The sequence below is a fragment of the Priestia sp. P5 genome, from assembly GCF_029522155.1.
Classification (GTDB): Bacteria; Bacillota; Bacilli; order Bacillales; family Bacillaceae_H; genus Priestia; species Priestia megaterium_E.
Map to the genome: position 1 here is coordinate 364,096 of NZ_JAKWFJ010000001.1, position 20,099 is coordinate 384,194.

The following is a 20,099-nucleotide window of genomic DNA, read 5'->3' on the forward strand; positions in this document are numbered from 1 at the left end:
GTGTTGACGAATGTCAACACCTTCTTTTGTGTCTATTAAGACGATTTTTTTGTTCGAACTTTTGGTAAAATCTTTGAAAGAGGCACGCTTTTTTCACGTGTCCAAGTTGTTTCATCTTCTGGATCGAACTGATCTAGAAAATTGATGACCTCTTTTGTGATTGGAGTAGGGGTAGATGCGCCTGCCGTAACAGCTACGGTTTTCGCGTTCATCAACCATTCGATTTGAAGCTCTGAGATGTCACCGATACGATATGCCTCAGTGCCGGCAATCTCCATTGATACTTGAGCTAAACGATTTGAATTGTTACTTTTAGGATCTCCTACTACAATTGTAACATCTGCTTCACCTGCTTGCTCGGCTACAGCTTCTTGGCGAACTTGTGTAGCTAAACAAATTTCTTTGTGAACTTCAGCGTGCGGATATTTTTCTTTTACCTTTTCCATTACTTCTGCAACGTCCCACTGACTCATTGTTGTCTGGTTTGTTACAATGATTTTCTCGCGTTGAATATTTAAATGGGCTACGTCTTCTGCTTTTTCAATTAAATGAACGATATCTGGTGCGATACCAAGTGCACCTTCTGGCTCAGGGTGATTTCGTTTTCCGATATAAATAACGTCATAACCTTCTTTTTCTTTTTGGCGAATAAGGTCATGGGTTTTTGTAACATCCGGACATGTAGCATCGATTGTTGTTAAGCCTTTTTCTTTTGCTCGTTCTTTTACTTCTGGAGATACTCCGTGCGCAGTAAAAATAACGGTTCCTTCATTTATTTGGTCTAAGATTTCTAGGCGATTAGCACCGTCCAGTGTGATAATGCCGTCCTCTTCAAACGCATCTGTAACGTGTTTATTATGAACAATCATTCCTAAGATATAGATTGGTCGAGGCAATGATTTATCTAAAGCGGCGTTTCGTGCAATGACCATTGCGTCTACTACACCATAACAATAGCCGCGCGGTGCAATTTTAATAACTTTCATTTCAATTTCCTCCTCATCATAATCCTGACGAGCAATTCAACTCGCTTCTATTATATAAAAGAGGAAGGAAGAATACAAAGATATTCTTTTTTTACTCACTGTATTTCCTTAAGGAATCAGCAGATTTATCAAATATAAAGTTTTGGTTTAGACACCCGATCTCTGGATGAATGTTCAATTTCTTCTTCAAAGAAATCCAGCTCATCATCGGATGAATCCGTGCTTTCTGCGCCTGCTGATAAGACCTTACTGTCTTTGCTTTCATCAGTTTCAGAAACCTCTGTTCCTTCTGCTTCGAGTACTTCATCTGTGTCATCACTTGAGCGCAAGGCCTGATAGATTTTCCATAGAGAAGGAGCATTTTTGACAAGAGGTCCGTATTGTTGAATCATAGGACCCATCGTTTCCGCTGCTTTTAGTACTCGCTGAACATTCCCCATCATGGAGCTCAAGTTAGCAGGGTTCGTTAATCCTTGCAAACCTCCAAGCAGGGAAGAAGAGTTAGTCGCTCCTGCAGCACCTTGGGCTCCTGAAAGGCCAGAAAACAAAGAACCTCGAGGAGCAGCTGCAGCCGCTTGTTGAAATGGTATGTTTCTATTTCCGCCTCTTCGAAATAGGCGAGTTAAGAAGTTACCTCCTCCACGGTTCAGGCCTTGCTGATTCGGGTAAAATGATTGTTGAGCATTTGTTTGCTGGGTAAAGTTACGAAACTGTTGTAATGGATTAAATTGGCCAAAGTTACCAGGTTGTTGCCCAAAGCCGTTTTGTGGTGGCATTCCTGGCATCATTCTTCTTTGCATACCGGGTGGAAATGGTGGTCTTCGCTGTAGCAAAGGACGCACCTCCTTTAGTAAAGTAGATTTTCTTTTACTATCGTATGCAACTCGCGATAAAATGTTTTTGAAACAGGTAATAAGTTTTAGTAATATGAATGAGAAGTAGTCACAGAAGGAAAAATCGATTATAATCATATATTGTGCCTTAAAAGATGAACGTGAATGTAAAAAAGGAGACTATTATGGAAAAAACAAACTTTGAACGTTTTGAGTTTCAACCATTTTTAATAGAAGCAATTAAACAATTAGGTTTTTATCAGCCTACAGAGATTCAGGAGCGCTTAATTCCTTCCGTTTTAAAAGGGGAAAGCGTAATTGGTCAGTCGCAAACAGGGACCGGCAAAACACACGCTTATTTATTGCCTTTACTTGAAAAGGTAGACCCTAAAAAAGAAGAAGTACAAGTTGTGATCACCGCTCCAACTCGTGAGCTTGCTTCTCAAATTTATCAAGAAGTATTAAAGCTAACAAAACACAGTGCTGAAGGAGAAGAAATTTCAGCAAAATGTTTTATCGGCGGTACAGATAAGCAGCGTACAATCGACAAATTAAAGAAGCAGCCTCAAGTTGTTGTAGGAACACCGGCTCGTTTGTTTGATTTAGTAAATGAAAAAGCGTTAGTTGTGTATACAACAAAGGCGTTAGTAGTAGACGAAGCTGATTTAATGCTCGATATGGGATTTTTAGAAGATGTGGACCGTTTGGCAAGCAACATGCCTGAAAAATTACAGATGCTTGTTTTTTCAGCAACTATTCCTGAAAAATTAAAGCCATTCTTAAAAAAATACATGGAAAATCCAAAATTTACGCATGTTTCGCCGAAGCAAGCAGCAGCAGCTAAATTAGAGCATGTATTAGTTCCACTGCGTCATCGTAACAAGTTTAAGCTGCTGCATGATATGCTTATTTCGTATAATCCTTATTTAGCTATCGTCTTTACAAATACAAAGAAAATGGCGGACGAAGTAGCAGATGACTTACTGTCTAAAGGCTTAAAGGTAGGAAGAATTCACGGAGATTTATCTCCTCGTGACCGTAAGAAAATGATGAAGCAAATTAATAATTTAGAATTTCAATACGTAGTAGCCACAGATTTAGCAGCTCGCGGTATTGATATTGAAGGAATTTCACACGTCATTAACTTTGAGCTTCCTTCAGATCTAGATTTCTACATTCACCGCGTAGGACGTACAGCTCGTGCCGGTCATTCTGGAATTGCTGCTACCATCTTCGATGTGGAAGATGAAGATGCAGTAAATAAGCTTGAGAAAATGGGAATCGAGTTTGCAAACAAAGATCTTCAAAAGCAAGAATGGGTTTCCATCGATGACCGTAACCGCCGTAAAAAGCGTGTGAAGAAAGCGGATGAAGTGGGAGAAGAGGCACATCGCTTTATTCAAAAGCCGAAGAAAGTAAAGCCTGGCTACAAGAAAAAACGTGCTCGTGAAATTACAAAGTATGTGCAAAAGAAAAAGCGTAGTGAAAGACGCAACAATCGTTAATCGCAATAGGTTAGAGGTGTAAAAAGTAATGTTGAAAATTGGTTCTCACGTATCAATGAGCGGCAAAAAAATGCTTTTAGGAGCAAGTGAAGAGGCAGCTTCTTACGGAGCAAATACGTTTATGATCTATACAGGCGCTCCACAAAATACTCGTCGCAAAAAGATTGAAGAGCTTAATATTGAAGCTGGTCTTTTGCATATGAAAGAGCATGGAATGACAGATATTGTTGTACATGCTCCCTATATCATTAATCTAGGAAATACAACAAAGCCCGAAACATTTGAGCTTGGAGTAGATTTCTTAACGTCTGAAATTCAGCGCACCCATGCTCTTGGCGCAAGGCAAATTGTTCTTCACCCAGGAGCTCACGTGGGCGCTGGAGCAGATGCCGGTATTCAGCAAATTATCAAAGGTCTAAACGAAGTGTTGACGGCTGATCAAGAAGTTCAAATTGCGCTTGAGACAATGGCTGGAAAAGGAACAGAGTGTGGAAGAAGTTTTGAAGAAATTGCCCAAATTATTGATGGCGTGACGCACAATGAAAAGCTCTCTATTTGTTTTGACACATGTCACGTACATGATGCTGGTTATGATATCGTTCAAGACTTTGACGGTGTATTAAATGAATTTGACAAAACTGTAGGAATACAGCGAATTAAAGTGCTTCACATCAATGATAGTAAAAATGTATGCGGTGCTCGAAAAGACCGCCATGAAAATATTGGATTTGGTGAAATCGGATTTGGTGCACTGAATTATATTGTTCATCACCCAGCGTTTACAGAAGTTCCTAAAATTCTAGAAACTCCTTATGTAGGAGAAGACAAGAAAAATAAAAAAGCGCCATATCAGTTGGAAATTGATATGATTCGTGCACAAAGCTTTGATTCAGAGCTAAAACAAAAGCTTATGTAATTTCATATGTGGTTGAAAGAGGTCATGTCTATAGACATGACCTCTTCTTTTACATCAACTGCTGAAATAATTCATTCACTCGTCTGGCAGTTTCACGATCTGTTACTTGAGCAATTTGTTTGATTAAATTTCGGCGCTCTTCAAGGTTATAAATATTTACGGGCTGCTGTCTAATGACGGATACAAGGGTATGTGCCTGCTGATCTGTAATGGGGATGTTGTATTGTTTGCTATACTTTAAAAGCTCTTTCGGGGTAATGTTGTTTACTTTCTTATTGACAATCTGCTGTACAATTTTCATATGATTACCTCCTCGTCATATACAGTTTATGAATAAAAAAGAAAGATGTGACTATATTGTGTAATAAAACAACATTTTGAGTCGGATGAACTTACGGAGGTAAGAAAACGAAGGAGTGAACCGGCTTAGTTTACAAATAAAAGACAATCCTGTATACTACATTAATGACTAAATCGTAATGATTCTGAGAAAGTAAATGGGTAACGGAGTATACGATAGAAACCGTGCCCTCTTTTGTATGGAGAAATATAAAAAAAGAATGGTGAGGCGCATATGAATACACCTGATATCATTGAAATTGATCATTTATCATTTCAATATGATGGAGTGAATGTATTAGAAGATATAAGTTTTTCAATTCCAAAAGGAGCTTTTTTGGGTCTCGTTGGTCCAAATGGTTCTGGGAAATCAACGCTAATCAAATGTTTGCTTGGTTTGCAAAAACCATCTCAAGGGGCAATTCGTTTATTTGGAAAAGATCAGAGAAGGTTTAAAGAACGAAGTAAAATTGGATATGTATCGCAAAAAGCGAATAGTTTCAACAGCGGTTTTCCTGCTACCGTTTTTGAAGTAGTTTCCACGGGTCTTACTTCAAAATTAGGTTTGTTTCGCTTTATGAATGCTTCTCATAAGCAAAAAGTGAAAGAAGCGGTAGAAGCAGTGGGGATGAGTGAATTTTTAAATCGAAACATAGGAGAACTATCCGGTGGTCAGCAGCAGCGAATTTTTATTGCGCGCGCGCTTGTAAGTGAACCCGAGCTGTTAATTTTAGATGAGCCAACAGTCGGAGTAGATGCACAAAATGTGTACACTTTTTATGAGCTTCTTGAAAAGTTAAATAAGGAAAAAGGAATTACGCTTGTGCTTGTTACTCACGATATTGGCACTGTCTCAGAAAAAGTAACCCACGTTGCTTGTTTAAATAAATTTCTACACTTTCATGGGAATGCTAAAGAATTCGAACAGCTTTGTGAACATGACGTATCTATGTTCTATGGTCATAATGTTCATGTGTTAACCCATGATCATCATCATGGAGGGCAGCACGTATGATAAGCAGTTTATTTCAATTTGAGTTTTTACGAAATGCATTTTTAACCGGTATGATTATTGGCGTCTTAGCCCCTTTATTGGGCACGTTCATCGTAGTAAGACGTCTTTCTTTAATTGCAGACGCGTTAAGTCACGTGACGCTAGCAGGGATTTCTGCGAGCTTGCTTCTTAGTCAGAAAATAGGGTTTATGCAAGGAGTGAACCCCGTTTATTTAGGGATGGTATCTTCCGTTACAGGTGCTCTTTTTATTGAAAAACTTCGAAGCGTCTACAAGCATTACCAAGAGCTGGCCATTCCAATTATTTTATCGGGCGGAATTGGTATTAGTGCAATTTGTATCTCGCTGGCGGACGGTTTTAATAATGATTTAATGAATTATTTGTTTGGAAGCGTAAGTGCGGTGAGTCGTTCGGATCTTTGGACCGTTGTTGTCATAGCCGTATTTGTCATAGCTATTGTCTTTTTCTTATATAAAGAATTGTTTATTCTATCTTTTGACGAGGAGCACGCTTCTGCTTCTGGGATTAAATCGAAGTGGATGCACTTTTTATTTATTGTGATGGTTGCTCTTGTCATTGCTGTATCGATGCGTATCGTTGGTATCTTATTAGTGTCATCTCTTATGACTCTTCCTGTAGCAGCAAGCATTCGCTTAGCTAGAGGCTTTAAACAAACGATTCTGCTTTCGGTAATTTTTGGTGAAATATCTGTTTTAGGCGGATTATTTTCAGCGTACTACTTGGATTTAGCACCAGGCGGTACAATTGTTGTCATTGCTGTTGTTATTTTAATCATATCTATTATGATTAATAAAGGACGGAAGGGGAAACAAAAATGAATTTAACTGAAGCCATTCATTTATTAAAAGATCAAGGATATAAACATACAGGAAAACGTGAAGAAATGCTTGCCCTGTTTTCAAAATCAAATAAGTACTTAACGGCAAAAGATGTATTAGAATACATGAAGCCTGATTATCCTGGTCTGAGTTTTGATACAATCTACCGTAATTTATCATTGTTTGTGGAGTTAGGCGTACTTGAAATGACGGAGCTTTCGAGCGAAAAGCACTTTCGATTTAAATGTGCAACCGCCCATCATCATCACCACTTCATTTGTTTAGATTGTGGAAAAACAAAAGAAATTGAAGCTTGTCCGATGGAGTATGTAGACGAGGATTTGCGAGGGTACAATATTACAGGCCATAAATTTGAAATTTACGGTCAATGTATAGAATGTAATCAATAAAAAAGAGAGGGCGTTATGCACCTCTCTTTTTTATTTTTGCTGTTCTTTTAACCAGCTGGCTACCCACTGATCTGCTTCTAGCCAATTGTATACGCGAACCACTCCTTTTGGAACAGGTAAGCGATTATAAGGAGTATCAAATAAGATAACGGGGATATTGCACTCTTCACTGATTTCACAAGCATTATCATGTTTGTCTTCAAAAAAGATATCAACATCATATCGTTTTGCTGTCTCAACTTTAAAATGAGAGCCGACTAACTCAATGTGATGAAACGATAGTTCATTTTTTTGAAACCATTCTTCTGTGACGTCCAATAGCTTATCGTGCCTTGCACTAATAAAGAATAATTCGTGCTTTTGATGCCATTTTTGCAAAACCGCTTTTGCATCGTCTGCAAGTGGAGAGGTTTCGTAAATAGAGCGTTCATTTGCTTTAAACCATTTCCCGAGTTCTGCAGGTGATACATTTACAAAAGGGCTGAAATCATATTCTGTAATGTCTTCGAGTGTTAAATTTAAGTTAAAGGCTTTATTTAAATGAGGAACAAAAGTTTCAGGAGAAGTAACAGTTCCATCAATGTCAATTCCAAACTTTTTCGTCAACTACGTGCACTCCTTTAATACGTTTATTCTACTTAGGTGCTTGATTATTCTTGTCTAGTGTAACATAAAGCCCAAAGAGAAACAGTAATACTTTTTATATGCCTTTGGCAAAACGTAATGATCACTGCACGGCCTGGTGATTGCATCTGTACCTATTTCTTATAAGAGAATGAGCATCTGTATAAGATTGACACTTATAATTTTTCCTCGCATTCAGATACTATAAATGCTCCTTATTTACGAAAGCGAGGGATTAAGCATGGAGAATGAAGAACAAAGGCGTAGAAAAGATGTATATGAAGCTGATTTCATGGAAGAAACTGCAGCTGAAGTGGGCGTTCCTTACCGAGTAGGGGAGCCTCATGCAGAGCGTGAAGTTATAGATGTTGATCGCAATCGCAATCATGAAGTCGCTGGACGAGGAGAAGGAACGGGATACGGGCGTTTCGCACTCGTGCTTTCGATTCTTTCACTATTCTTTTTACCAATTATTCTTGGTGCCGCTGGGATTATTCTAGGGTTTATCGCACGCAGAAAAGGAGCACTTACGCTAGGAGCATGGGCAATAGGGATCGGAGTTGTATCGATTATTGTCGGTACGTTTATATTACCGTTCTTTTCATAAAAAAAAGCGAGGCGCATATACGCCTCGCTTTTTTTTAGTTATGATTTAGCTGCAGCTTTTTCAGCTTCTTGCTTTGCGTGATATTCAGCAGCAATTTTATCAATTTCTTTTTTTAGTTCATCAACCATTGTTTCTTCAGGAACTTTGCGTACGATTTCACCTTTGCGGAATAGTAGACCTTCACCGCGTGCTCCTGCAATCCCGATATCGGCTTCACGAGCTTCACCAGGACCGTTTACAGCGCAGCCAAGTACCGCAACTTTAATCGGTGCTTTTACAGTTGAAATATACTCTTCAACTTCATTAGCAATGCTAATTAAATCAATTTCAATACGTCCGCAAGTTGGGCAAGAAATAAGAGTGGCAGCATTGGAAGCTAAACCGAATGATTTTAGCAATTCGCGCGCAACTTTTACTTCTTCAACAGGATCCGCACTTAAAGAAATACGTAATGTATTTCCGATTCCTTTAGATAAAATAGCGCCAAGACCTGCTGCACTTTTTACAGTTCCTGCAAATAATGTGCCCGATTCTGTAATTCCTAAGTGAAGAGGGTAGTCAAATGCTTGAGCAGCTTTTTCATAAGCTTCAATTGCCAAGTTAACATCCGATGCTTTCATTGAAACGATGATGTCATGGAAATCAAGGTCTTCTAAAATTTTAATGTGATGAAGTGCACTTTCTACCATGCCATCTGCTGTCGGATAGCCGTATTTATCTAAAATACGTTTTTCAAGTGAACCGGCGTTAACTCCAATACGAATTGGAATATTTTTAGCTTTTGCAGCATTTACAACAGCTTCCACTTTTTCACGGCGACCGATATTACCAGGGTTGATACGGATTTTATCCGCTCCGCCTTCAATTGCTTTTAATGCTAAGCGGTAGTCAAAATGAATATCCACAACTAATGGAATGTTAATGCGTTTTTTAATTTCAGGGATTGCATCTGCTGCGCGCTCGTCTGGACAAGCAACACGAACAACTTGGCATCCTGCTTCTTCTAAACGTTTAATTTCTGCAACCGTTGCTTCAACATCATGTGTCTTAGTGGTTGTCATACTTTGAATAACTAACTCGTTGCTGCCTCCGATTGTTAAATCTCCAACTTTAACCGGGCGTGTTTTTGTACGATGTATAATTTCACTCACGTGATAATCTCTCCTTCAAAATGAAATCAAGAATTTGAATTCATTAATAGAATAACTCTTTATGAACAAAATAACTAGTAGAAAGTACTACCTTAGCTATTTTAACAATGACTATCCCATCTTGACAAGAAGAATGCTGTCATTACTTGTAAATAGGGAACTTATACGTTTTTCCAATTTGAATATCCTCAGGCGCTGTACCGTTATTTAACTTTTTGAAGTCTGTAATCATTTGGTTCATAGAAACCGGTATCGCTTTTTTTGTAAGCTCCTCAATGACGGATAAAACTGTATCGCCTGGCTTAATTTTTATTTTTGTATAGGTGGAAGAAGAGCTGGCGGCTTTTGTTTCTGCAGGCTGCGCTTTGCTGACTTGAACTGCTTCAGTAGCAGTAGGGATGGTCCCGTATTTAATGTCATAGTGACAAATATATCCGATAAAAGCGAAAGCGGCTAATGCACATAGCTTTTTCATTATGCTCCTCCTTCATTCTTTTGCTTATGTGTAAAGCCTATGCTTGTCTTACTTAAATATGATTGGAGAACGAAAATTGAAAGAAAAATTAATGATTGTTTCATTAGGCTTATTGCCTTTGATTATGGTATTAGGAAATTCCATGCTCATTCCTCTGCTGCCAAGCATTCAAAAGTCACTTCATTTAAGCGGAGTTCAAACCAGTTTGATACTGAGTGCATTTTCGATTCCAGCCGCATTGTGTATCCCTGCTGTAGGGATTTTATCAGACCGGTATGGGCGTAAAAAGTTAATCATATATTCGCTCGTCATCATGATAATAGGCAGTGTCATCGCTGCTAGTAGTGCCTCATTCTCTTCTGGAAACTTTGCTGTGTTGATGGCTGGCAGAGTCATTCAAGGGATTGGAGCTGCAGGTACTACAACGTTGGCAATGGCATTAACTGGAGATGTATTTACAGGGGAAAAAAGAGCAAAGGTCCTCGGGATTTTAGAAGTGTATAACGGAGCAGGAAAAGTGGTTGCGCCGATAATTGGAGCATCGGCAGCACTCGTCGTATGGTATGCCGCATTTTTTGTCTATCCCTTAGCTGCAGGTGCTGCTTTAGTAGGTATAGTCATGTATGTGAGAGAAGGGAAAACAGGTTCGGATTCAGTATCTGTTCAAGAATATTTAAAGAGAGCCCTTGGGATTGTCTATGATAAAAGAAAATCGCTTTTTCCTTTATTCTTTGTCGGGGGATTGGGGTTGTTTTTATTATTTGGCATTTTATATTACTTATCTTTTTTAATAGAGGAAACGTATCATATAGACGGTTTTTTTAAAGGAACCGCTTTTTTATTTCCTCTTGGCGCAATGACGCTCGTTTCTTATTGGACCGGGCAGCGAATCAAAACAGACGTAGAGCTCATGAAAAAATTGATGATAGTAGGAATGGTTCTTTTATTTGTAATGTTTGGAGTATTAACGATGATTTACACGCTTCCTATTTTGATGTTTTGTTTGACAGTCGCCTTTGGCGGCTTAGGGTTTGTTCTTCCGTGTATTAATATGATGATTACTTCAGCGGCTTCAGAAGAAGAAAGAGGGTTTATTGTATCCATTTATGGAACGGTGAGATTTTTAGGAGTAGCGTTGGGACCTGTCGTTTTTGAAGTGTGGATGCATACTGAAAGGCTGATGTTTGTTTATAGCTTTATTCTGCTCACAGCAGGAGGTTTGTGGGTTTTGTATCAGTTGAAAATTTTTTCTTCTGCAATGGGAAGAAGAAAAGTTGTACAGAAATAAAGAGGCTGAGACAAAAGTATGTTAGTTGAAGAAGCTCCGAACGAATTTGATTCTTGATCAAGAATCAAATTCGTTCGGAGCTTTTTATTGGCAGGGTAAACATAGATTTTATGTATGTAGGTGCTTCTAGCGGTTGATTGGATTCATTTCGTTATGTTTCAATCGCTTTATTAGGTTTTATCTTTTTTCTTATAGGAACCCTTGTGACGAGCAACAAGTAAATGAAGAACGTTCCTATCCAGTAAAGAGAGCTATGTGTTGCTAGAGACAAAGAAAAAGCTTCAAAGAGCGTATAAAGCAGCGTGAAGGCTACCGTACTATAAGCGCTCAGTGCCCACAGCTGCTTAAAAGGAAGCTGCTTTTTAGTAATGAGTCCAATCAGCTTTCCAAGATAAGCAAGGCAGGTAATAAAAAGGAAGTTTAGTCCAGATGTTAATACGTACAGTAAAAGCATAGCGATAGGGACAAGTATGTATAGAGAAAATTTTTGTTCGTGCAGCAAGTTTAACAGTTCATTTTTATCTTTATGGTGCCAGTTTAGCAACTCATATGAATACGTTTGTGTTTGTGAATTAGTCGTGATGTAAATTCCATCCTTTAAAAAACCAATTGCATGAGCAGGGGAATGAAACCGTTCAATAGACTGTGAGGGGTTTAAGATAAAAGCGGTACCGTTTACTTTTTTTGTGAAAGGTTGACTTGACGTAAGCTGTGAGTTTGAAATAGAAAAAGAAGAAACAGATTTTGGAAGATCTGTAGTAGCGATATGATAGCCGTTTACAATCGTCAAAGTCATAAAGAAAAATGTAGGCAGCAAAGAAATAAATGTTAAAAACAGCACAAAGCCAATTGTTTTATTCGTATGCTCAAAGCGAAGCGACCTTATTTTTTTGAAGGAAGTAAAACTCCATGCCATCTTTTTCAGCATGCTCATTGTAAAGCCTCCTCTTATTGAAGATTCTGATTATACCTTATTTTATAGCGAAAATTTAAGGTTTACAATAGATTTTAGAAACCGTTACCAATTACAATGATGCGGTGGAGCGTTTTGTCACAAGCACATCTTATGCGTATATGTACAGGTTTTGCCGTCATTGTTTTTGGGGATATTACGGGCAGCTTGAGGACCGTGCTGTTAATATTGCAGATGTACAATCGAAAATCATTATTTGAAGAGGTATTCGAAAGTAAAATAAAGGAAGGACTCGTCGTGCAAGGTCTTTCTTTATAGGAGTGATTATTGTATGATAAATAGTAATAATAAAAAGGATAGGTGCGGGCATGGCTATTTTATGTTGGGCATTAATTATCATTAGCTTTGTTGTATCGTTTGTTGGGTTGGTTTATCCCATCATCCCAAGCGTGCTATTTGTAGCTCTAGGATTTGTTATATACGGTTTATTTTATGATTTTAGCTCCTATAGCTGGTTATTTTGGGTGATACAAGGATTGTTAGTTGTCGCACTTTTTTTAGCAGACTATATAGCTAATATTATTGGTGTGAAAAAATTCGGAGGCACTAAAGCAGGTGTTTGGGGAAGTACAGTTGGGCTGCTTGTGGGTCCGTTTGTCATTCCGGGATTTGGAATTATTTTAGGGCCGTTTATCGGAGCGATTGTAGGAGAACTGATTGTTCATCGGACCACAATTAGCAACGCAGTAAAAATTGGAGTAGGTTCGGTTATTGGCTTTTTTAGTGGCGCTATTTCAAAAGGATTTATTCAACTGCTGATGATTGCCTATTTTTTATACGCTGTTTTAAAATAATATATTGACTTTAGGCTAGAAACATGTTAAATTTTTAATGTCGCTAGTAAATGTTATATTGTTCCACAGTAGCTCAGTGGTAGAGCTATCGGCTGTTAACCGATCGGTCGTAGGTTCGAGTCCTACCTGTGGAGCCATGGCGGTGTAGCTCAGCTGGCTAGAGCGTACGGTTCATACCCGTGAGGTCGGGGGTTCGATCCCCTCCGCCGCTATTTTCCAATTTGCATTTGTGACATACATAATTCATACTGTTCCACAGTAGCTCAGTGGTAGAGCTATCGGCTGTTAACCGATCGGTCGTAGGTTCGAGTCCTACCTGTGGAGCCATGTGGACCCTTAGCTCAGCTGGTTAGAGCAGACGGCTCATAACCGTCCGGTCGCAGGTTCGAGTCCTGCAGGGTCCACCATTTATAGGGTTGGAGGAATACCCAAGTCCGGCTGAAGGGATCGGTCTTGAAAACCGACAGGGGTGTTAAAGCCCGCGGGGGTTCGAATCCCTCTTCCTCCGCCATACTATTGTCTATTCAAAGCTTCTTTTGAGAAAAAGAAGCTTTTTTTATGTTTAAAAGAATAGCGAATGGGAATTAGGTAAATATAAATCATGGATTAGGAACTTTTTATTTGAAACAGTAGGGTAAATTTGCTAATCTAAACGTATATGGTGCTTTTGCGCCAAAATGCTTACATATTTTGAAGGAGGAATTATTCATGGCTTACAAATTACCAGAACTACCTTATGCATACGATGCACTGGAACCACATATCGACAAAGAAACAATGAATATTCACCACACCAAACATCACAACACATATGTTACAAATCTAAACGCTGCTGTTGAAGGCAAAGCGGATTTAGAAAGCAAAAGTATTGAAGAGTTAATTTCAAACTTAGATGCTGTTCCTGAAGATATCCGTACAGCAGTACGCAATAACGGTGGCGGTCATGCGAACCACTCATTATTTTGGACAATCCTTTGCCCTAACGGCGGCGGTGCTCCAACTGGTGAATTAGCGGACGCTATCGCTAGCAAATTCGGCAGCTTTGATCAATTCAAAGAAGAATTTGCAAATGCAGCTAAAACTCGCTTCGGTTCTGGCTGGGCTTGGTTAGTTGTAAACAACGGCGAATTAGAAGTAACAAGCACACCAAACCAAGATAGCCCATTAATGGAAGGCAAAACGCCAATTCTTGGTCTAGACGTTTGGGAGCACGCTTACTACTTAAATTACCAAAACCGCCGTCCAGATTACATTTCAGCATTCTTTAATGTTGTAAAATGGGACGAAGTTGCTAAGCGTTACGACGCTGCAAAATAAGCTAAAGACGTATTTAAGAGCCAGTAAAGTAATTATTACCTTTACTGGCTTTTTTGTTTTCCAATTCTTTTACATATCTCCTTTTCTTTTTCACACACTAGGTGTAGAAGAGAAAAGGAGTTTTTTGATATGCCTTTATTAAAAAAAGTAGTTGGAGATGTAGAAGTTAGTAAAGATTTACTTTTGCTTTTAATTATAGGCGGTCTTTATGCCTTGGCTATTTCAATTTCCAATTCGTTTGTTAACATTTATCTGTGGAAACAATCAGGCGAATTTTCGGATCTCGCTATTTATAATTTAGCGGTAGTGGTGCTTCAGCCGCTTACGTTTATTTTAGCAGGTAAATGGGCCAAACGAATTGACCGGGTTGTAGTTTTAAGGTTAGGTGTATCTTTTTTAGCTGTTTTTTATATCGCTGTATTAGTCAGTGGAGCTAACGCAGCCGAGTATTTAGTATTGCTTGGTGGACTGCTGGGTATAGGATACGGCTTTTATTGGCTAGCTTTTAATGTGCTAACTTTTGAAATTACAGAACCTGATACAAGAGACTTTTTTAACGGATTTTTAGGGATCTTAAACTCTTTTGCAGGGATGATTGGTCCTTTAGGAGCGGGCTTTGTTATTTCCGCTTTGTATGAATCACTTGGGTATAAAATTGTGTTTGGTGTATCGCTGCTATTGTTTATCGGTGCCGTTGTGCTTAGTTTTTTTATTACAAGACGCGCAGCGGAAGGAGTATACAAATTTAAAGAAGTATGGGCTGAACGAAAAGTCAATAAAGACTGGAATCGAATATTGCAGGCTCATTTCTTTCAAGGGTTGCGTGAAGGTACGTTCATTTTTGTTGTATCCGTCATGGTATTTATTACGACGGGAAGTGAATTAGCTTTAGGAACATATGGACTGGTGAATTCAGCGGTTGCATTTGTAGGATACTATGTTGCCTCAAGGTTTATTAAGCAAAAAAATCGCCTTCGGTTTATCTTCACAGGGGGCCTCCTTCTCTATGGAGCAGTCTTTTTGCTTATCTTTAACTTATCGTATCCAAAGTTAATTATATATGCTGTTTGTATTGCCATTGCCTATCCTATTTTATTGGTTCCATTCATTTCTCTAACGTACGATGTGATTGGACGAGCAAAAGACGTTGTTTCAAAAAGAATTGAATACATTGTTGTCAGAGAAGTATTTCTGAATATCGGGCGCGTCGTTTCCATATCTTTATTTTTAATAGCTGTACTATTTTTTGATGAAGCAAAAAGTATTCCCATTTTATTAGCTATTGTTGGAGCAGGGCATACGATCATTTATTTTTGTGTGAGACATATCTCACAGCCTCTGCACAAAAAAGAAACGACTGTTACTCCTCCGGTATTAAATGAAGGAGACGGAGAGTCTCCAGCTTAGAGTGTTATCAGCTCCTTCATTTGTACTATGGAAAATGCTTCGCTTTTCTTTTAGAATAAATACGTTGTGTAAATAGGCACCTGCCAGGTGTCTATTTATTTGCTAAATGGCTGATTTTATGGTGTTATGGTATATATGTTTTATAAAGTGTAGGTGTTGGTATGAAAAAGAAAAAAAGAAGAAAAAGTCACGTGCCTTTTCGTGTAAACTTACTTTTTTTGACCGTATTTGCCCTATTTTCCGTATTAATTTTGCGGTTGGGACTTGTTCAAATTGTATACGGTGAGAATTACGAACGAGAAGTCGAAAAAACACAGGACGTTACGGTCAGTACGCCTGTTCCTCGAGGGAAAATGTACGATCGTTATAACCGCGTAATTGTAGATAATACCTCTTTAAATACGATTACATATACTCGTTTTCAAGGAAATACAGCTGAAGAAAGGCTGCGCATCGCTAAAAAGTTAGCCACTATGATCGATGTTCCTTACACCACAAATGTGATTGATATTCCGGAAAATAAAAAGAATAAAGATGCTAAAAATGTGGTAAAAATTACAGAACGTGATATGAAGGATTATTGGATTATGCTTCACCCTAAAGAAGCGGAACAGAAAATTACGCAAGCTGATCGTAAAAAAGTTCAAGATGGTGAAATGACTGATGACGAACTATATCAACGTCAGTTAGACCGCATCTCTAAAAAAGATTTAGAAAGTCTAAAGAGTGATTTAGAAGTTCTCGCTATTAAGCGCCAAATGGAGGCAGGTTACTCTAACACCCCGCAAATTGTTAAGAGCGGTGTGACAAATGAAGAGTATGCCGTTGTAAGTGAGCACTTAGATGAACTTCCAGGTGTTGATACAACAACGTATTGGGATCGCTCATACCCAGAAAACAGTACTCTTCGTACTTTGCTTGGAAATGTATCATCTGCCAACGAAGGACTGCCTAAAGATAAAGTACAGTATTACTTGTCAAGAGGCTATAGCCGAAATGACCAAGTTGGGACGAGCTATTTAGAGAAGCAATACGAAGCTCAGCTCAGCGGTCAAAAAGAAAAAGTCCAATATGTAACAGATAAAAAAGGAAATCTCCTTGATACAATTCAAGTGTCTAAAGGTGAACGCGGCAGTGATTTGGTTTTAACTATTGATATGGAGCTTCAAAAAGCGGTAGAAAAACAAATTACGGACCAGCTTTTAGCCAAAAAGCAAATGAAAGGAACGCAATTTTTAGACCGTGCTTTTGTTATTATGATGGATCCTCACACAGGAGAAATTTTAACAATGGCAGGTAAAAAATACACCGTTGATAAGAAGACTGGAGCGCCTAAAATAGAAGATTTTGCATTAGGGAATATTTCAACATCTTATACAATGGGCTCTGTTGTAAAAGGAGCAACGGTTTTAGCCGGCTTAGATGCAGGAGCTATTAAGCCAAACACAGTGTTCGTTGATGAACCGTTAAAAATTAAAGGAACACCGGTTAAGAAATCAGCTGAGGCTGAAGGGTTAGGACCCTTAACGTATTCATCTGCGTTAAAATATTCATCCAACGTATTTATGTTTAAAACGGTAATGGCCATGGCAGGGTTACAGTATCATAAAAACATGACTTTACCGATTAAACCTGATACATTCAGCGAACTGCGTTCTTACTACAGTCAGTTCGGCTTAGGCGTATCAACAGGCATAGATCTTGATAACGAATCAACAGGTGTCCAAGGCGGAAGCGATGTTCCAGGTACGGCGCTTGATTTAGGAATTGGTCAGTATGATACGTACACGCCGCTGCAGCTTGTTCAATATACTTCTGCAATAGCTAATGGAGGGTATCGCATTAAGCCGCAGCTAGTAAAAGAAATCCGAAAACCAACGATTAAAACCGATGAAATTGGCGGTACGCAGCATTCATTTGAGCCTGATGTATTAAATCGTATCACGATGAAAGAAGAGTACATTAAAGATGTTCAAAGTGGTTTTAAACGCGTTACGCAAGAACAAGGCGGTACAGGGTATGCAGCTTTCCATACAGCGAACTATAATCCTGCTGGTAAATCAGGAACGGCACAAGCCTATGAGAAGAACCCAAGCGGAGGGGATCCGATTAAAGTTAATAATTCAAACTTTGTGGCCTTTGCTCCGGCAAATGATCCTGAAATTGCAGTAGCTGTCGTGGTACCATCGGCATTTGTGCCAAGTGCACCAAATACCATTACAAAAGAGCTTGCTCGTTCTGCCCTCGATACGTATTTTGATTTAAAGAAAAAAGGTGAACAAGAAGTAAAAGACCAAGAAGAGAATCAACAGGCTGTCATTGCAAACGACGCCAATTAAAGAGGCTGGGACAAAAGCATATTAGTTAAAGTAAGATCCGAACGAATTTGATTAAGAATCAGCTTCGTTCGGATTTTTTTATTGGTAGGGTGAACGTAGATTTCGTGTGTGTAGATGCTTTTAGCGGTTGATCGGAGGGCAAGGTGAATACTCCTGCAGGAAAAGCGGAAGCGACGAGGAGGCTCACCGGCCGCCCGTGGAAAGTGAAGTCTTGCACGAAAATCAACAGCGGTGTCGGAAGTGGTTCATACTAGCTTATTTATCCAATTTCCCCATCTTTAGATTGAATTAATTTAGTTATGTTTCTACCTCTTCTTTTTTTTATTAAAAATCTTTACATATATGGTTTTTTATTGAATTTAAGAGTCGTAAGAACTAGTTTTTTACCTAAAAAACACGCAGATAGACCATCGTTTACAAAAGCTTTACATTGAGTTAAAACACAATTAATAGTCGGCTATTATTCTGTAAGTGTAAGGGTTAATAGAAATGATCAAAATAAGGGGAAGCGTTTCGGCTTCTCGTATTTATTTACACTGATAGTAAACAATAGATATTAAATAGACATAGAGAGACTTTTATTGTGCTCAAAACGGTTAAAGACGATGAAGGAGGATTATCCAATGGCAATAACAATGGAATTGACTAACAAAGAAAAAGTAAATACTCCGCAAACAAAAGAAATTGTATATAAAACAAAAGGTTTGAATTTATGGTATGGCAACACACATGCCTTAAAAAATATTGATTTAGACATTCATGCTAACGAAGTTACCGCGATCATCGGTCCATCAGGCTGCGGAAAATCAACATATATTAAAACGTTAAATCGTATGGTAGAAATGACTCCAATTGTCCGTACATCAGGTGAGATTGAGTATAGAGGGAAAAATATTTTTGATAAATCGTACCACGTGGAAGAGCTGCGCACGCAAGTAGGAATGGTTTTCCAAAAGCCAAATCCGTTCCCGAAATCTATTTATGATAATATTGCGTACGGTCCAAGAATTCATGGCGTTCGCAACAAGAAAAAACTAGATGAAATTGTTGAAAAAAGTTTACGAGGAGCAGCTATTTGGGACGAAGTTAAAGATCGTTTGAATCAAAATGCAAATGGGTTGTCAGGTGGACAACAGCAGCGTATCTGTATTGCGCGCTGCTTGGCAATTGAACCTGACGTTATTTTAATGGATGAGCCTACTTCTGCGCTCGATCCAATTTCAACATTAAAAGTAGAAGAGTTAGTACAAGAATTAAAGAAAGACTTCAGCATTATTATTGTTACCCACAATATGCAGCAAGCGGCACGTATTTCAGATAAAACAGCATTTTTCTTAAATGGAGAAGTGGTAGAGTACGCAGAAACAGATAAAATCTTCTCAATGCCATCTGATAAACGCACAGAAGATTATATTACAGGTCGTTTCGGTTAAGACATACAAGGAGATGGGATGAGTGGTTGTACGCGAAAAGTTTCATGGTGATTTAAAGATATTACGTGAAAAATTATTAGAAATAGGGCGCTTAACGCATGAGGCGCTATCAAAATCAATTGAAGCGTTGCAAACAAGCAACGTTGAGCTGGCGCTAGAAATTATCGACGGCGATTCATACGTGGATGACTTAGAAGAAGAAATTAATGACCTAGCTATCTTACTGATCGCAAAGCAGCAGCCGGTGGCTATCGATTTAAGACGTATCATTGTGGCAATTAAAATTGCTTCGGATGTTGAGCGTATGGCAGATTTTGCGGTTAACGTAGCAAAATCAGCTATACGAATTGGAAACGAAGAATTAATTAAGCCGTTAGAACATGTAAAGAAAATGCACGATATTTCGATTGAAATGTTGAGCCTTTCGTTAAAAGCTTATCACGAGGAAGATCTTGTATTGGCTAAAAAGGTAGCAGAAATGGACGATCAAGTGGATGAGCTTTACGGCATAACAATCAAAGAACTTTTAAGTCTTGCTAAAGAAAAGCAGGAGGCTATGAACCAAATTACGCAGCTTTTATTTGTAGCCCGCTATTTAGAGCGTATGGCTGATCATACCACTAACGTAGCAGAAAGCGTATTTTACCTTGTAAAAGGCAAACGCTACGACTTAAACGAATAGTAGAAAAACCTCTTCTAATAAGCGAAGAGGTTTTTTTGTTAGTAAATTATAATTACTACGTTAACCTGAATTTTTAACACAAATCGACAAATTGCGTTTATTGTGGCAACTTTTTCTGAATGGTAAGATGTTAATAAGTTTATACGGCATTTATATGTAGAAAAAA

General features: G+C 38.6%; 21 protein-coding genes and 5 tRNA genes. 19 read left to right on the top strand and 7 right to left on the bottom strand.

Going from position 1 to position 20,099, the window contains the following annotated elements; all coding sequences use genetic code 11:
- Nucleotides 1-35 precede the first annotated feature (35 nt).
- Together MMB69_RS01840 and MMB69_RS01845 are read right to left on the bottom strand one after the other, a co-directional pair.
- Entirely contained in the window at nt 36-986 is a 951-nt protein-coding gene (locus MMB69_RS01840) for a 4-hydroxy-3-methylbut-2-enyl diphosphate reductase (RefSeq protein WP_013059214.1), read from the bottom strand.
- Between the two features lie 128 nt (nt 987-1,114).
- A complete protein-coding gene (locus MMB69_RS01845; RefSeq protein ID WP_277447069.1) occupies nt 1,115-1,819 on the bottom strand; it encodes a YqfQ family protein in 705 nt (234 codons plus the stop codon).
- Nucleotides 1,820-2,004: 185 nt separating this feature from the next.
- On the opposite strand from MMB69_RS01845, the gene MMB69_RS01850 reads away from it, so the two are divergent.
- The gene (locus MMB69_RS01850; protein ID WP_221784585.1) at nt 2,005-3,324 is read left to right on the top strand and encodes a DEAD/DEAH box helicase; all 1,320 of its coding nucleotides are present in this window, start codon (nt 2,005-2,007) and stop codon (nt 3,322-3,324) included.
- A gap of 28 nt (nt 3,325-3,352) precedes the next feature.
- Nucleotides 3,353-4,240 (top strand): deoxyribonuclease IV, encoded by an 888-nt coding sequence (locus tag MMB69_RS01855; protein ID WP_264408570.1) that lies wholly within the window; start codon nt 3,353-3,355, stop codon nt 4,238-4,240.
- A 49-nt stretch (nt 4,241-4,289) separates the two neighbouring features.
- Here the strand turns inward: MMB69_RS01855 and MMB69_RS01860 are convergent, their stop codons facing one another.
- Complete coding sequence (locus MMB69_RS01860; RefSeq protein WP_013059210.1) at nt 4,290-4,541, bottom strand: DUF2624 domain-containing protein; 252 nt, start codon at nt 4,539-4,541, stop codon at nt 4,290-4,292.
- 273 nt (nt 4,542-4,814) lie between these two features.
- On the opposite strand from MMB69_RS01860, the gene MMB69_RS01865 reads away from it, so the two are divergent.
- Genes MMB69_RS01865 through MMB69_RS01875 form a run of 3 tightly spaced genes read left to right on the top strand, consistent with a single transcriptional unit; the run spans nt 4,815 to nt 6,843 of the window.
- Entirely contained in the window at nt 4,815-5,594 is a 780-nt protein-coding gene (locus tag MMB69_RS01865; protein WP_013059209.1) for a metal ABC transporter ATP-binding protein, read from the top strand.
- Nucleotides 5,591-6,433: a metal ABC transporter permease gene (locus MMB69_RS01870; protein WP_013059208.1), complete on the top strand. Its 843-nt coding sequence runs from the start codon at nt 5,591-5,593 to the stop codon at nt 6,431-6,433. Before MMB69_RS01865 ends, MMB69_RS01870 begins: the two co-directional genes overlap by 4 nt.
- On the top strand, nt 6,430-6,843 hold the full coding sequence (locus MMB69_RS01875) for a Fur family transcriptional regulator (RefSeq protein WP_013059207.1): 414 nt from the start codon (nt 6,430-6,432) through the stop codon (nt 6,841-6,843). The genes MMB69_RS01870 and MMB69_RS01875 overlap by 4 nt, the downstream gene beginning before the upstream one ends.
- Nucleotides 6,844-6,873: 30 nt before the next feature.
- Here the strand turns inward: MMB69_RS01875 and MMB69_RS01880 are convergent, their stop codons facing one another.
- The gene (locus MMB69_RS01880; RefSeq protein WP_013085038.1) at nt 6,874-7,449 is read right to left on the bottom strand and encodes a 5' nucleotidase, NT5C type; all 576 of its coding nucleotides are present in this window, start codon (nt 7,447-7,449) and stop codon (nt 6,874-6,876) included.
- A gap of 259 nt (nt 7,450-7,708) precedes the next feature.
- Between MMB69_RS01880 and MMB69_RS01885 the strand changes: the two genes are divergently transcribed.
- Nucleotides 7,709-8,074, top strand: coding sequence for a G protein-coupled receptor family protein (locus MMB69_RS01885; protein ID WP_269871075.1), 366 nt, complete (start codon nt 7,709-7,711; stop codon nt 8,072-8,074).
- Nucleotides 8,075-8,112: 38 nt separating this feature from the next.
- On the opposite strand, the gene ispG is transcribed toward MMB69_RS01885, so the two are convergent.
- Entirely contained in the window at nt 8,113-9,216 is a 1,104-nt protein-coding gene (gene ispG, locus MMB69_RS01890) for a flavodoxin-dependent (E)-4-hydroxy-3-methylbut-2-enyl-diphosphate synthase (protein ID WP_269871131.1), read from the bottom strand.
- 151 nt (nt 9,217-9,367) lie between these two features.
- Nucleotides 9,368-9,700 (bottom strand): hypothetical protein, encoded by a 333-nt coding sequence (locus MMB69_RS01895; RefSeq protein WP_221784583.1) that lies wholly within the window; start codon nt 9,698-9,700, stop codon nt 9,368-9,370.
- A gap of 76 nt (nt 9,701-9,776) precedes the next feature.
- On the opposite strand from MMB69_RS01895, the gene MMB69_RS01900 reads away from it, so the two are divergent.
- Nucleotides 9,777-10,988: an MFS transporter gene (locus tag MMB69_RS01900; protein ID WP_269871074.1), complete on the top strand. Its 1,212-nt coding sequence runs from the start codon at nt 9,777-9,779 to the stop codon at nt 10,986-10,988.
- A 151-nt stretch (nt 10,989-11,139) separates the two neighbouring features.
- Here MMB69_RS01900 and MMB69_RS01905 read toward each other — a convergent pair whose 3' ends face one another.
- Nucleotides 11,140-11,922, bottom strand: a complete 783-nt coding sequence (locus tag MMB69_RS01905; RefSeq protein WP_221784580.1) for a DUF1189 domain-containing protein — start codon at nt 11,920-11,922, stop codon at nt 11,140-11,142.
- Between the two features lie 114 nt (nt 11,923-12,036).
- Here MMB69_RS01905 and MMB69_RS01910 point away from each other — a divergent pair, with 114 nt between their 5' ends.
- The 12 genes from MMB69_RS01910 (at nt 12,037) to phoU (ending at nt 19,933) form a co-directional block, all read left to right on the top strand.
- A complete protein-coding gene (locus MMB69_RS01910) occupies nt 12,037-12,219 on the top strand; it encodes a hypothetical protein (protein WP_221784579.1) in 183 nt (60 codons plus the stop codon).
- 50 nt (nt 12,220-12,269) lie between these two features.
- A complete protein-coding gene (locus tag MMB69_RS01915; RefSeq protein WP_013059199.1) occupies nt 12,270-12,755 on the top strand; it encodes a DUF456 domain-containing protein in 486 nt (161 codons plus the stop codon).
- Nucleotides 12,756-12,817: 62 nt separating this feature from the next.
- Nucleotides 12,818-12,892: transfer RNA gene (locus tag MMB69_RS01920), tRNA-Asn, on the top strand.
- 1 nt (nt 12,893) lies between these two features.
- Nucleotides 12,894-12,967: transfer RNA gene (locus tag MMB69_RS01925), tRNA-Met, on the top strand.
- 40 nt (nt 12,968-13,007) lie between these two features.
- Nucleotides 13,008-13,082, top strand: a tRNA-Asn gene (locus MMB69_RS01930).
- A gap of 3 nt (nt 13,083-13,085) precedes the next feature.
- Nucleotides 13,086-13,162 (top strand) — tRNA-Ile (locus MMB69_RS01935).
- 11 nt (nt 13,163-13,173) lie between these two features.
- Nucleotides 13,174-13,266 (top strand) — tRNA-Ser (locus MMB69_RS01940).
- A gap of 197 nt (nt 13,267-13,463) precedes the next feature.
- Entirely contained in the window at nt 13,464-14,072 is a 609-nt protein-coding gene (gene sodA, locus MMB69_RS01945) for a superoxide dismutase SodA (protein ID WP_013059198.1), read from the top strand.
- A gap of 129 nt (nt 14,073-14,201) precedes the next feature.
- Nucleotides 14,202-15,479, top strand: coding sequence for an MFS transporter (locus tag MMB69_RS01950; RefSeq protein ID WP_013059197.1), 1,278 nt, complete (start codon nt 14,202-14,204; stop codon nt 15,477-15,479).
- Between the two features lie 161 nt (nt 15,480-15,640).
- Entirely contained in the window at nt 15,641-17,818 is a 2,178-nt protein-coding gene (locus MMB69_RS01955; protein ID WP_264408569.1) for a peptidoglycan D,D-transpeptidase FtsI family protein, read from the top strand.
- A 635-nt stretch (nt 17,819-18,453) separates the two neighbouring features.
- Nucleotides 18,454-19,251, top strand: coding sequence for a phosphate ABC transporter ATP-binding protein PstB (gene pstB, locus MMB69_RS01960; protein WP_370506071.1), 798 nt, complete (start codon nt 18,454-18,456; stop codon nt 19,249-19,251).
- Between the two features lie 22 nt (nt 19,252-19,273).
- Nucleotides 19,274-19,933: a phosphate signaling complex protein PhoU gene (gene phoU / locus MMB69_RS01965; RefSeq protein WP_013059193.1), complete on the top strand. Its 660-nt coding sequence runs from the start codon at nt 19,274-19,276 to the stop codon at nt 19,931-19,933.
- Nucleotides 19,934-20,099: the final 166 nt, after the last annotated feature.

Bases quoted from the DNA above. Each gene is read 5' to 3' on its own strand.
- MMB69_RS01840 (WP_013059214.1), bottom strand. From the start codon at position 986: ATGAAAGTTATTAAAATTGCACCGCGCGGCTATTGTTATGGTGTAGTA.
- MMB69_RS01850 (WP_221784585.1), top strand. From the start codon at position 2,005: ATGGAAAAAACAAACTTTGAACGTTTTGAGTTTCAACCATTTTTAATA.
- MMB69_RS01855 (WP_264408570.1), top strand. From the start codon at position 3,353: ATGTTGAAAATTGGTTCTCACGTATCAATGAGCGGCAAAAAAATGCTT.
- MMB69_RS01860 (WP_013059210.1), bottom strand. From the start codon at position 4,541: ATGAAAATTGTACAGCAGATTGTCAATAAGAAAGTAAACAACATTACC.
- MMB69_RS01865 (WP_013059209.1), top strand. From the start codon at position 4,815: ATGAATACACCTGATATCATTGAAATTGATCATTTATCATTTCAATAT.
- MMB69_RS01870 (WP_013059208.1), top strand. From the start codon at position 5,591: ATGATAAGCAGTTTATTTCAATTTGAGTTTTTACGAAATGCATTTTTA.
- MMB69_RS01875 (WP_013059207.1), top strand. From the start codon at position 6,430: ATGAATTTAACTGAAGCCATTCATTTATTAAAAGATCAAGGATATAAA.
- MMB69_RS01885 (WP_269871075.1), top strand. From the start codon at position 7,709: ATGGAGAATGAAGAACAAAGGCGTAGAAAAGATGTATATGAAGCTGAT.
- MMB69_RS01895 (WP_221784583.1), bottom strand. From the start codon at position 9,700: ATGAAAAAGCTATGTGCATTAGCCGCTTTCGCTTTTATCGGATATATT.
- MMB69_RS01905 (WP_221784580.1), bottom strand. From the start codon at position 11,922: ATGAGCATGCTGAAAAAGATGGCATGGAGTTTTACTTCCTTCAAAAAA.
- MMB69_RS01915 (WP_013059199.1), top strand. From the start codon at position 12,270: ATGGCTATTTTATGTTGGGCATTAATTATCATTAGCTTTGTTGTATCG.
- sodA (WP_013059198.1), top strand. From the start codon at position 13,464: ATGGCTTACAAATTACCAGAACTACCTTATGCATACGATGCACTGGAA.
- MMB69_RS01950 (WP_013059197.1), top strand. From the start codon at position 14,202: ATGCCTTTATTAAAAAAAGTAGTTGGAGATGTAGAAGTTAGTAAAGAT.
- MMB69_RS01955 (WP_264408569.1), top strand. From the start codon at position 15,641: ATGAAAAAGAAAAAAAGAAGAAAAAGTCACGTGCCTTTTCGTGTAAAC.
- pstB (WP_370506071.1), top strand. From the start codon at position 18,454: ATGGAATTGACTAACAAAGAAAAAGTAAATACTCCGCAAACAAAAGAA.